Genomic DNA, 12,974 nt, shown 5'->3' on the forward strand with positions numbered 1-12,974 from the left:
ACGTGCTTTTTCATAGCTTTGCAGCTTTAAAAATGACCTCATGATTTCAGTAGATAATTTAGCAGTAGAATTTAGCGGACATACCTTATTCAGCGATGTGTCTTTTACCATTAATGAAAACGACAAAATTGCCTTAATGGGTAAAAATGGCGCTGGAAAATCCACTATGATGAAAATTGTTGCGGGTGAACAGAAGGGAACCCGCGGAAATGTCCGTTTCCCCAAAGATGCCGTCATTGCTTACTTGCCACAACATTTACTAACGGAAGATAATTGTACGGTTTTTGATGAAGCCTCTAAAGCATTCGCTCATATTTTTGAAATGCGTGATGAAATGGAGGCGCTTAATAAAGCGTTGGAAACTCGCACTGATTACGAGTCTGAAGAATATATGAATATCATCACCAAAGTTTCAGATTTAGGTGAAAAATATTACGCTTTAGACGATGTTAATTATGATGCTGAAGTTGAAAAAGCCTTGGGTGGTTTGGGTTTTAAACGATCAGATTTTACCAGACAAACTAGCGAGTTTAGTGGTGGATACCGTATGCGTATTGAATTAGCTAAAATGCTGCTTCAAAAACCAGATTTAATTTTATTGGATGAGCCAACTAACCATATTGATATAGAATCGGTTATTTGGTTGGAAGATTTTTTGTTGAATAAAGCCAATGCGGTCATGGTTATTTCGCATGATAAGGCTTTTATTGATAATATTACCAATCGCACGATTGAAGTGACTATGGGTCGTATTTACGATTACAAAGCCAATTATTCACACTATTTACAGCTTCGTGAAGATCGCCGACTTCATCAAATTAAGGCGTTTAAGGAGCAACAGCGTTTTATTGCTGATAATATGGTCTTTATTGATCGTTTTAAAGGCACGTTTTCTAAAACGAATCAGGTGAATTCTCGTGAACGCATGCTAGAGAAATTGGAGATTATTGAAGTGGATGATATTGATACGTCAGCTTTAAAATTACGTTTTCCAGCAGCGCAACGTTCAGGTGATTATCCCGTAACTATTAAAGATTTGTCGAAGTCTTATGGCGACCTAGTAGTATTTAAAAATGCCAACATGTCTATTTCAAGAGGTGAAAAAGTATCATTTGTTGGACGAAATGGTGAAGGGAAATCAACTATGATTAAAGCTATTATGGGCGAAATAGATGTGGAAGGTCAATGTACTTTAGGCCACAATGTGAAAGTAGGTTATTTTGCGCAAAACCAAGCGTCTTTATTAGATGAAGATTTAACTATTTTTCAAACCGTTGATGAAGTTGCCAAAGGAGATGTGCGTACCCAAATAAAAAACATTCTTGGCAGCTTTATGTTTAAAGGTGACGATATTGACAAAAAAGTAAGTGTCTTATCTGGTGGTGAAAAAACGCGCTTAGCTATGGTTAAGTTGCTATTAGAACCGGTGAATTTGCTGATTCTGGATGAGCCAACAAACCACTTGGATTTAAAAAGTAAGGACGTTTTAAAAGAAGCACTTTTAGATTTTGATGGCACGCTAATTTTAGTGTCTCACGATCGTGATTTCCTTCAAGGTTTATCACAAAAGGTATTCGAATTTAAAGACCAACGCGTTATTGAGCATTTTGAAACCATTGATGATTTCTTAATCCGTAACCGTATGGAAAACCTGAAGCAAATCGATTTAAAGAAATAATCCATTTCCCTATTTTCCTTTTATAAATCTAATTCCTATTTCGCTATTTTATGAATACGAAATAGGAATTTCTTTTAGAAATAATTACTTTAGATACGCTTAAAATATTCTTATTTCTATCTCATGAAAAACGCGACTATCTGTAAATTCTATTTACTGTTATTCCTGGTGGCATCTACTTTTCAAGTTCAAGCCCAAAATCAAGTTTCTCCAAAACAAATTGACTCTGTTGTTACGTTAGCCATGAGTAAATTCAACGTGGCAGGTTGCGCTATTGCTGTGGTAAAAGACGGCAAGATTCTTTTTGAAAAAGGCTATGGCGTAAAGTCCATGGATTCTAAAGAACCAGTTGATATTAATACGAATTTTGCTATCGCCTCCAATAGTAAGGCCTTTACAACTGTTGCTTTGGCGATGTTGGTGGAAGAAGGCAAAATTAATTGGGACGATAAAGTAAAAACACATATTCCAGAATTCACCATGTATAATGACTATGTGGAAGAGAATTTCAACATCATTGATTTACTCACGCATAGAAGTGGTTTAGGCCTAGGTGCTGGCGATTTAATGTTATTTCCGCAAGGTTCAGATTTTACGATTGCCGATGTTTTAGCCAATTTTAAACATTTAAAACCAGAATCGGCATTTCGTACTAAATGGGATTATGATAATTTATTATATCTAGTGGCTGGTGAATTGATTGCTAGAAAAAGTGGCATGACTTGGGAAGCTTTTATTGCTTCACGCATTTTTAAACCTTTAGGAATGGATAATTCCCATACCTCTTTATCCGAAATTATAGATACCAGTAATTTGTCCGCCTCACATTCTACAGAAACGGGCGATATGCGTGTAATTGATACCTTTGAAGACATGATTAATGGCGCAGCTGGGGGCATATTCTCTAATGTCAACGATTTATCGCAATGGTTGTTGGTTCAGCTAAATGAAGGTAAATATGGAGATTCTCTTAAAACGGAATTATTTTCAAAGGAGAACCATTATGAAATGTGGAAAATTCATACGGTAACAGATGCCAATTCTAGTCCGCGTTACAACAGTCATTTTGCGGGTTACGGTTTAGGTTGGTTCCTATCCGATGTTAAAGGAAATATGCTAGTGGAGCATACAGGTGGTTTGCCAGGTATGTTGTCTGAAACACTCATGATTCCCGATTTAGATTTAGGAATCGTAATTTTAACCAATACCAGTAATGATGGTGCCGGTGTGTTTTCATCCGTTTCTAAAACCATTGTTGACATGTATTTAGGTCTTGACGATTTTAAATGGATTGACAAATACGCGGAGCATATGGCATCTAAACAAAGTGGGGCAGAGGATGCCGTTAAAAAAGTTTGGGATACCGTTGCAAATAATAAGAAAACTAAAATAAAAACAGCTAATTATATCGGTATGTATGAAGATGTTTGGTTTGGAAAAATGGAGATTTTTATGAAAGGCAAACAAATGTGGATAAAAAGTCTACGATCGCCATTGCTGTCGGGACCTATACAGTTTTTTAAAGATGAAACTTTCGCCGTTAAATGGGATTATCAAGATATGAATGCAGACGCTTTTGTTATGTTTAGTATAGATGAAAACGGAAAAACTAATGGATTTACAATGAAAGGTATTTCGCCAGAAATCGATTTTAGTTTTGATTTTCAGGATTTGAATTTAAAGCGAATCGATTAAGTTTTGCCTATAAGAAGTTTTTAAACAACTTTCTAACGCCTACCGTGGCATTTTCTTGGATTACGGTTGTGTTTTTTTGATTACCAATGGCAGGCTTCGGATCAATAAAATAGATTGGTGTTTTATTTGGCACATAATCCATAAGGCTTGCAGCCGGATAGACTTGCATGCTGGTACCAATAATAACTAAAATATCAGCTGTTGTACAAATTTCTATGGCATCTTCCATCATGGGAACGGCTTCACCAAACCATACAATATGTGGGCGCATTTGATAACCGTCTTGACACACATCACCAAAATTAATATCGGTTTTACACGCTATAATTGCGTCTTCATTGAAGCTACTTCGTGCTTTTAGTAATTCGCCATGCAAATGAATGACGTTTTTACTTCCGGCACGTTCGTGTAAATCATCCACATTTTGTGTAATGATGGTAATCTTATAATCACGTTCCAAATTGGCCAAATCTATATGTGCTTGATTGGGTTTTACGCTTAATAATTGTTTTCGGCGCTGATTATAAAAGTCTAAAACCAATTCTGGATTCACTCGAAAACCTTGTGGTGATGCCACTTCCATAACATCATGACCTTCCCATAAACCACCAGCATCGCGAAATGTATTGATACCGCTTTCGGCACTCATGCCGGCTCCAGTTAAAACTACTAAATGTTTCATAGAGCATAAAAATATGAAATAGTGACTGAATAACATATTAAATGGATTTACGTTTTCAGATACTAGTTTAAATTGTAAATTTATAGCAGATATAAAACATATTATGAAGCAGTCCATTTTAGTATTCACCATAATTTGTTCATTTTTAATAATGACAAATTGTTCTAGTGATGACAATATAACACGGTTAGAAACCAGTTTAATTTCAACAACCTATACTTTAAATCCCGTTACCGATCCAAGTGTTATTGGTGATGCCCGAATTATAAAAAATGAAGATGCTTCCATAACGGTTAATATCAAATTATCAGGAACATTGCCAGGTCAAAGCAATCCCGCTAGTTTACGTTTAAATACGGCAGCTGAAGGTGGTGTCACTGCCATAAGTTTAACAGCTATAAATGGCACAACAGGTAGAAGTACAACCACCTTTACAACTTTTGATAATGGTACATATGTTACCTATGAAGATTTATTATCTTTTGATGGCTATATAGATGTTAGATTGGATTCTAGCAATCCAGCAACGCTTTTGGCTCAAGGAGATATTGGTCAGAATGAATTAATAGGTAATTCAAAAACGTATAGTCTAAATACACGTGATGTGGATGGAATTAGCGGATCGGTTAAATTTGAGGAGCGTAAAAACGGGGAAGCATTAGCCCGTATAGAGCTAACCAATACGATTCCAGGAACGCTTCATCCGGCACATATTCACATAAACACGGCTTTACAAAGTGGTGCCATTGCATTAACATTTAATGAAATTGACGGCGATACAGGAATTAGTAGAACTAATATTTCTGTTTTAGATGATGGAACGTCGTTTTTATACGCAGACGTCATGGATTTTGATGGGTATGTAAATGTCCATTTAAGTTCAACCGATTTAGGAACCATTATTGCTCAAGGAGATTTAGGTATCAATGCCCTAACGGGTGAATTTGTTGAGTATGATTTAAATGAAGTAGATACACCAGGTATTCAAGGCAAAGCAACCTTTTATAAGCGCGAAAGTGGTGATGCTTTAGCTGTTTTAGAAATTGAAAATACTATTATAGGCGATTCCCATCCGGCACATATTCATGCCAATGATTTTGAAACAACAGGCGCTATTTTATTTACGTTTAATCCAGTAATAGGTGAAACGGGTATCAGTCAGACTAACGTGATTCAATTAGATGATGCCACAGCTTTTGGATATGATGACGTAATTTTAATAAACGGCTACATTAACGTTCATGAAAGTGCTACAAATTTAGGAACCATCATTGCGCAAGGAAATATTGGAATAAACGCACCAAATTAAAAACAAATAAATTTCAACATATAAAACCTGATGTCAAGTCAGGTTTTTCTTTTTTTATCTATTATGATTGACTTAAAATTATTGGAACATTTAGAAGGATTTTTAACGGATAGTCGTCGTAAAAAATTCCATCATGTATTGTCTGGACGCACCAAACATTTCACGGTAGCCACAGAAGATGTGTACCAACTTCATAATACTAGCGCGGTTATTAGAAGTTGTGATGTTTTTGGTATTCAAGAAGTTCATATTGTGGAAGAAATAAATTCCAAGCGCATAGATCGGGAAATTGCTATGGGTGCGCAAAAGTGGGTAGATTTAAAAAGACATCACCATGTTAAAGATGCCATAAAAACTTTAAAACAAGAAGGCTATCAAATTGTCGCTACCACACCACATACCAACGATTGCCAATTACATGAATTTGATGTGACTAAAAAATCGTGTTTTTTCTTCGGAAGGGAAACGGAAGGTTTATCACAAGACGTCTTAGATTCAGCTGATGTGTTTTTGAAAATTCCCATGGCTGGATTTACAGAAAGTTTAAATATTTCAGTTTCCGCAGCTATTATTCTGCAACATGTAACCACGAAATTGAAGCAAACGCATTTGGATTGGCAACTTTCAGAAAACGAAAAGTTAGAAAAACGTCTGGATTGGATAAAAAAAACAATAAAGAGCTATGATAAGATTGTGGCGCGGTATTATGAGGAAAATAATTTAACTTAATCTAGAAAACATCAATTTTCATATCAACAGATTTCAAAGCAAAAAAATTATCTAATTATTCTAAAACCTTTAAACTAGCTTTCGCAATCCGAACATCTTAATTGCCGTGAGCGCCGCCAACTCCAATACCACCAACATTGTGATTATTAATAAAAATAGGGATGCCGCCGTCCATTATTAGGATGTTATCATCTAAAAAGCGAATATCTTCAGGAATGGTTCCGTCCTTTACGCCTTTTGCAATGATAGCCGTTTCTCTTTTTTGAGAACAGGCTGTATAGGCTTTTTTATAACTGGCTTGTAAGGTGTGAAAACCCGCATTATGATGTCTTAAAACAGCAAGTGTTTGGCCTGATTTATCAACTACAGTAACGGTTATAGAAATTCCATCGTTTTCAGCAGTATCAAAAGCAGCTTGTGCTATTTTGGATGCCATAGCACCAGTAAGAATGGGTTCTTGTATGATTTTATTTTGAGCCTGTGACCTAGTTGTAAAACTTATAAACGCTATTAAAATTAGTGATTTCATAATAAATAATAATTTATTGAAAACTTGAATCTAATTAAAACCATTCTAAAGTTAAGACAAGCTTTTTATCGCTTCTTTCTACTTCTACTCAACACCTTATATTCCTCATAACATTCGCTAATAGCATCTAGTATTTGAAGATCGTTGGCACTATTAATAAAATCGGCAGAATAATTACATTCACGTACAATCTCGTCTAAATCAACACGATCTACTTGTAGTAAAACGGTTAGCATTTCACGATCAAAACGTGAGGCTAGAAGATTTCTAATTTCGTCATCTTGCTTCATCTGTTTGAGTTTTTTCATCTCATTCGGATTTTTCCCAAACATTTTATATAGGAAATCGGCAGGATTAAAAATGGCTCCTAAAGCTTTAGTAACGGCATTGCTGCGGTTTCCAGCTTCATAGCCTGTAGAAGGTAAACCAGAAATACTGTATCGGTAATTATTATTAATGGGAACGTTTTTAATGTCCACTTCCAAAATTCCCGTTAAACGGAAGTTATTAATAACCACTTCTTCTAAAGCCAAAGCCAATTCGTTTAATTGAATGGTAGAGGTTCCAAATTTAAGCCAGTCATTCGTTACCCGAACTTTAATGGATTTAAAACCTAAATAGGAGAGGTGAAGCGTATCATTTGCTTTAGCACGTAATGTAAATTCTCCAGCTGAATTTGTTGTAGTACCTACAACTTGCGTTAAATTCACAATATTCACACTTTCCATTGGAATGCCTTGTGATGCATTAATTATAACACCTTTTACATAGGTTTGGTCTTGTGAGAAACCAAAAGAAAAAGTACAAACGGCAATAAGTAGGATTAGGTAGTGCTTCATGTGGGCTAAATTAATCAAAAAAGCACCAAACAAAAAAATAGATTTCTTATTTAGTGCTTTATTTGACTTAATATTAACAATTGCTATTAGCGTCTAGAGCGTCTTGGTCTTTCAGCTCCTGAATCGTTTTTAGGTTCTGAACGTCTTGGTTTAGAATCGCTGTCTGTTCTGCGTGTGCTTCTGTTTGCAGAACCACCACGATCACTGCGATCAGCACCACGATCACTGCGTCCACCGCTTGAACGACGTTCGCTTCTTGAGCTATCATCGCGCTTGCGTCCGCCACCAAATCCACCACCGCCACTACGACGTTTGTTACGACTGGTACTTTCACCTTTATCTTCGCTTACTTCCACATTTACAAAACGACCGTCGTGTTTGAAATCCGTGAAAAAAGTGATTACTTTTTCTTGCAAAGCTTTATCAGTTGTAAAGAATGAAAAACTTTCTTTAACATCCACTTTAAAGACGTCATCACGACCTAATTCTAAAACTTCTTTTAAGAAATCTTTTAGTTTCATCCAATCGTAACCATCTTTACTACCTACGTTTATAAAATAACGTGTATCATCGCTATTATTAGAATAAGAACGACCACCACCAGAATCATCACTTCCGCGAGATTCTGTTACGTTTTGGATTCTTGATTTAGAATAGTAATCAAAGAAACGTGTAAATTCAACAGAGAAAAATTTCTTGATTAATTCATCTTTAGTCGTATCAGCAAATAATTCATTGATACTTTCTAAATGCTTATTAATTTCAGGATTGATTTCTGTATTATGAATTTTGTTTGCAAGAGACATCAATTGAACTTCACAAATATCCATTCCATCAGGAATTTCTTTCTTTATAAAGTCTTTTTTTATAATACGCTCAATACTTTTTATTTTACGAACCTCACTTTTCGAAACAATAACCATAGAAATACCTGTTTTACCAGCACGTCCAGTTCTTCCAGATCGGTGTGTGTAAATTTCAGGTTCATCAGGTAATTGGTAGTTAATGACGTGTGTAATATCATCTACATCAATTCCACGAGCAGCAACATCTGTTGCTACAAGCATTTGAATTTGTTGGTTTCTGAAAGATTTCATTACCAAATCTCTTTGGTTCTGGCTTAAATCGCCATGTAAAGCACCTGCGCTGTATCCATCTTCAATTAATTGTTCGGCTACTTTTTGTGTATCACGTTTTGTTCTACAGAAAATAACAGAAAATATATCTGGATTCGCATCTGCTAAACGCTTTAAAGCGGCATAACGATCGCGAGCATTTACTAAATAGTATTCATGTGAAACTTGATTGGTACTTTCATTTTTGTTTCCTACTGTGATTTCAATAGGATCCACCATGAATTTTTTAGCAATATTGGAAACCTCTTTAGGCATTGTAGCCGAGAATAACCAAGTATTTTTTTCTTCAGGTGTATGAGATAGGATATCTGTAATATCTTCTTTAAAGCCCATGTTAAGCATTTCATCAGCTTCATCTAAAACGGCATATTCAATTTTAGAGATATCAACTAGTCTACGCTTAATCATATCTTTCATACGCCCAGGTGTTGCAACAATAATTTGCGCACCTTTTTTAACGTCACGAGCTTGATCTGTAATACTGGCGCCACCATAAATGGCAACCACGTTTAAGCCTTTACAGTATTTACCGTATGCTTTAATTTCGTTGGCGATTTGCAAACACAACTCACGTGTTGGAGAAAGGATTAAGCCTTGCGTTGTGCGGCTATCCATATTGATTTTTTGCAACATTGGAAAACCAAATGCGGCTGTTTTACCTGTTCCGGTTTGCGCTAAGGCCACCAAATCGGTATCTTTTTCTAATAAAATTGGAACTGCTTTTGCTTGAACATCACTAGGGTTTTCAAAACCCATGTCAGTAATTGCTTTTAAAAGGTCTTCATTAAGACCCAAATCTTGGAATGTAGTCATTCGTGTATGGTAAGTAATCGATTATGTTTTGTAGTGTTACAAAAGAAGAGAATCGACATACTTAACCTAACCTTCCAGTAACACATCCTCACCCTGAGGAATTTTTCCGACGCATTTTTTTAATACCTCGAAATTTCGTGCAAAGGTACAGTATTATTTTGGTTTTTTATTATTGTGAAAGTAGGAATTTCATATTTTTTATTTTAGAAGCTAATTTTTTGGAAATATTATAACTCAATTAATAATATGAAATAACCCAACTTGTTAATGAAATTAGTGTATGAGCGGTAATTGAGAGCTTTCTTAAGAAATATTAATTGTAACAAGAATTTAAGCTATTATAATTTGATAATTGAGATAAAACAATCTTAAAAATTGCTTTTTTCAGTATTCTTGAAGCTTAACTTTTAATAGTAAGAGATGTGTTTTGAAGTAGAAAAACGCTAATTTTTATAAAATCACTTTTGATTTAATTCGTTTTTTAACTTTCGATTTTCTTCTATAATTGAACTTCCGCTTCGATTTAATAATTCCGAATCTTATATCATCAAAGAAAAGACTCACTAAAAGGATGCATGCTGCAAAAAGAAGGGTGTTTAGTTTTAAGTCCAGGCCAGAGTAAAGAAAACCACCAATTATGCCTCCAAAAAAGAAGAAGCAGATAATGTAAACCCGAAGTTTAATAGTTTCTTTAATCTGTCGTCTATTTTTATGTGTTTCTGGAAAAAGAAGTTGAGAAAGTTCAATTCCTAAATCGGTAAAAAGACCGGTTAAATGCGTCGTTCTTACAATGGTATTAGATATTTTAGTAACAAATGAATTTTGCATACCCATAATAAAAAGTAGCAAACAAATAATTAGATTAGGATAATCTATCTGAAAAATATTGCTAAATAACGCAATGCCTATTAAAATTAGGCATTCTATGAGCGCAGGTATAACAAAAACATTTAGTTTTTTATTGGCTTTATATTGCTCAATTAAAAAACTGGAAGCAAATGATCCAAAAAGAAACGATACTATATAAAGTAAGAAAATGGTGCCACTCCAAAATTCAAAATTCGCTACATCTGTTATAAATAAGGCGAAATGACCAGTAACATTTGTTGTTAATTGACTAAAGGCTAAAAACCCTGTGACATTTACAACGCCAGCTACAAACGATAAAACAGTAGCAATACGCAGATTGTGTTTTAAAGTTCTGCTTTTGCCTTGATGTCTGAACATGTTGTTTTTATTTTAGAATATAAAGTAATTTCTAAAAATGTGAAATCACCTTTTAAGTATGTGTTGGTAATTCTAATCTCTTTTAACAATTTCGAAGTCTTTAAAATTAGAAATTAGCATTTTAAAAATCCTCAACAACGGAGATGTATTTAGCTGTAAAAGAAACTTTTAGGTGATTTTCGACTCTTTTTGAGTTTTTAAAGTAAGTCCGAAACCAATAGCCAGAAAAGCCATGAAAGTAGAATATAAAATATAAAATGACGTATGGGCAGAAGAAATAGATAAGCCCAAAGCTATAAAAATATGTAGCATGGAAGTTACTATCATTCCTACAGTTCCGATAGTGAAAAACGGATAAAATCTTTTCATAATGTTTTTATTTGTGGTTTTTAATTCAACTGAATTTCAGCTTAAACGAAGTTAGCTGTTTCTAATAAGAAAGCCAACTTTCTTAAGTATTCTTAATCTCTTAATTAATTCTTTTTTGCTCTTCATCATTACCGAAATTTCTATTTTTTTAAATTAAGTTTTTTATTTCCGAAATCATAAGAAAGTGAAATTCTCGCATGTCTAGAACTTTCATTTTGCCTGTAAATTTGCTTAATACCATTAACGCTAGAAACAAAGTTATTCTAACCTTCATTCCATTTTACACTTTACTCAAAAATTCCACTAATTGTTTTACGGCCTTTCCACGATGTCCAATTTGGTTCTTTTCGGCTAAAGAAATTTCGGCAAAAGTTTTGGTATAACCTTCTGCTTTAAAAATTGGATCATAACCAAATCCATCCATTCCGGACTTGTTTTCAGTAATTTCACCTTTGCAAATACCTGTAAACGTTTCCAATTTCCCATTAAAGTGCAAGGCTATAACAGTTTTAAATTGTGCTTTTCTATTATCTTTATTTTCTAATTCAGATAAAAGCTTCTTCATATTATCTTCAGCATCCCGTTGGGCACCTGCATAATGAGCTGAATCAACGCCCGGTTCGCCATGTAAAGCCTCAACTTCAAGGCCGGTATCATCCGCAAAACAGTCATACCCGAAATGTGTTTTTACATAATTTGCTTTTTGAATGGCATTACCTTCAATGGTGTTTTGAGTTTCGGGAATGTCCACATCACAACCTATATCTTTTAAAGTCAACAAGGTAATGTGAGCAGGGATTAGCTGCTGAACTTCTTTTAATTTATTTAAATTGTTTGTGGCGAAAACGAGTTGCATATTCTATTTTTTAATGTAATTTTAACTGGTAACAAATGTACTTTAAAATCTGGAAACGGATATCTAATTAACTCCCCATGCGCAACCTCTTTTTTATTTTAACTATATGCCTTTTGAGTGCCTATTCCATGCAATCTCAAGTTTTAAAGGATATTGACTCTTCCAAAGTTGTAAAAGTTGTTGATAGCTTATTTATTGATCGGGATATCAATAATTACTCCTTACGTATTTTTACTAATTATAAGGTGAAACGTTTTTCAGTGCGTGATGACGATTCAAAAACACGTTTTACACCCAATAACCCATTTGGCGTAGGTGTCGGTTTTGCAAGTCGTAAGATTTTAGTAGATGTGGCATTTAATTTAAAAACGAATAAAGACGAAATTACCAGTCGTTTTGATCTTCAAGGTACGACCATTATTGGAAATCATCATTTTGTTAATTTCTATGTTCAGACTTACAAAGGTTATAATGTTAGAAATAACTATGATGACCCTACCATATTTAGAGGTGATATAAAATCGGGGACTGTTGGTGTGAATTACCTATATACATTATCGGAAATTGAATTTTCATTTTCACTACTTAAAGCTGGATTGGCTAGAGGAAATAAAAATATTTATATAACAGGTGGTTTTGGTGGTTTTGCTGTTTTCGATTATTTTTCTGGTGATAACACGATATTGTCAGAAGAAGGAGCCCTTTATTATAACGATCAAGCCAATATAAAACGCTATAGTTCCAATGGCGTGGGCGTTATGGGTGGATTTTTATCTGCTTTCACCTTGCCTTATAACTTTGTGGCATCTTTTAATGTTATGCCGGGTATTGGTGTTTTAAATAAAAAAATCACCATTATTGATGACACGTATAAACCTTCCAACCCTATGCTTTATAAAATTGATTATACGGCTGCCTTATTTTATAATGCAGATCGGTATTATATTAGTCTTATTTACAATGGAAGTGCTTATTCTACAAGTTTAGATTTCGATAACCAGCAACTTTTTAGCTTAAGTAAAGCGAAATTGGCCTTTGGTTATAAATTGGGGTCCAAAAAGAATAGAAAATAGTTAATCCTTTTATAAATTCTCCCTGAAATTCTAAATAAT

At 34.4% G+C, this 12,974-nt stretch carries 12 protein-coding genes; 5 read left to right on the plus strand and 7 right to left on the minus strand.

The features are described from left to right. The first annotated feature begins 40 nt into the window (after positions 1–40). Both ES674_RS11040 and ES674_RS11045 read left to right on the plus strand, forming a co-directional pair. Positions 41–1,678: an ABC-F family ATP-binding cassette domain-containing protein gene (locus ES674_RS11040; protein ID WP_148404084.1), complete on the plus strand. Its 1,638-nt coding sequence runs from the start codon at positions 41–43 to the stop codon at positions 1,676–1,678. 123 nt (positions 1,679–1,801) lie between these two features. Next, complete coding sequence (locus ES674_RS11045; RefSeq protein ID WP_148404085.1) at positions 1,802–3,373, plus strand: serine hydrolase; 1,572 nt, start codon at positions 1,802–1,804, stop codon at positions 3,371–3,373. Positions 3,374–3,380: 7 nt separating this feature from the next. Here ES674_RS11045 and ES674_RS11050 read toward each other — a convergent pair whose 3' ends face one another. After that, positions 3,381–4,055, minus strand: coding sequence for an SIR2 family NAD-dependent protein deacylase (locus ES674_RS11050; RefSeq protein WP_148404086.1), 675 nt, complete (start codon positions 4,053–4,055; stop codon positions 3,381–3,383). A gap of 103 nt (positions 4,056–4,158) precedes the next feature. Here ES674_RS11050 and ES674_RS11055 point away from each other — a divergent pair, with 103 nt between their 5' ends. Continuing rightward, positions 4,159–5,364, plus strand: a complete 1,206-nt coding sequence (locus ES674_RS11055; protein ID WP_148404087.1) for a CHRD domain-containing protein — start codon at positions 4,159–4,161, stop codon at positions 5,362–5,364. 63 nt (positions 5,365–5,427) lie between these two features. Then, positions 5,428–6,093 carry a TrmH family RNA methyltransferase gene (locus ES674_RS11060; protein ID WP_148404088.1) on the plus strand — a complete coding sequence of 222 codons (666 nt, stop codon included), beginning with the start codon at positions 5,428–5,430 and terminating at the stop codon, positions 6,091–6,093. Positions 6,094–6,190: 97 nt separating this feature from the next. Here ES674_RS11060 and ES674_RS11065 read toward each other — a convergent pair whose 3' ends face one another. The 6 genes from ES674_RS11065 to ES674_RS11090 form a co-directional block, all read right to left on the minus strand. Next, positions 6,191–6,622, minus strand: coding sequence for a GlcG/HbpS family heme-binding protein (locus ES674_RS11065; RefSeq protein ID WP_148404089.1), 432 nt, complete (start codon positions 6,620–6,622; stop codon positions 6,191–6,193). Between the two features lie 65 nt (positions 6,623–6,687). Continuing rightward, positions 6,688–7,461, minus strand: coding sequence for a carboxypeptidase-like regulatory domain-containing protein (locus ES674_RS11070; protein WP_148404090.1), 774 nt, complete (start codon positions 7,459–7,461; stop codon positions 6,688–6,690). An 86-nt stretch (positions 7,462–7,547) separates the two neighbouring features. Beyond that, a complete protein-coding gene (locus ES674_RS11075) occupies positions 7,548–9,410 on the minus strand; it encodes a DEAD/DEAH box helicase (protein WP_148404091.1) in 1,863 nt (620 codons plus the stop codon). A gap of 450 nt (positions 9,411–9,860) precedes the next feature. Continuing rightward, entirely contained in the window at positions 9,861–10,637 is a 777-nt protein-coding gene (locus ES674_RS11080; protein WP_148404092.1) for a YoaK family protein, read from the minus strand. Positions 10,638–10,805: 168 nt separating this feature from the next. Then, positions 10,806–11,006 (minus strand): hypothetical protein, encoded by a 201-nt coding sequence (locus tag ES674_RS11085; RefSeq protein ID WP_148404093.1) that lies wholly within the window; start codon positions 11,004–11,006, stop codon positions 10,806–10,808. Positions 11,007–11,286: 280 nt separating this feature from the next. After that, positions 11,287–11,862 carry a non-canonical purine NTP diphosphatase gene (locus ES674_RS11090; protein WP_148404094.1) on the minus strand — a complete coding sequence of 192 codons (576 nt, stop codon included), beginning with the start codon at positions 11,860–11,862 and terminating at the stop codon, positions 11,287–11,289. 113 nt (positions 11,863–11,975) lie between these two features. On the opposite strand from ES674_RS11090, the gene ES674_RS11095 reads away from it, so the two are divergent. Continuing rightward, positions 11,976–12,935 (plus strand): DUF4421 family protein, encoded by a 960-nt coding sequence (locus tag ES674_RS11095; protein WP_246126026.1) that lies wholly within the window; start codon positions 11,976–11,978, stop codon positions 12,933–12,935. Positions 12,936–12,974 lie beyond the last annotated feature (39 nt).

This window comes from Bizionia myxarmorum (assembly GCF_008086205.1).
In the GTDB taxonomy this organism is placed as follows: domain Bacteria; phylum Bacteroidota; class Bacteroidia; order Flavobacteriales; family Flavobacteriaceae; genus Algorimicrobium; species Algorimicrobium myxarmorum.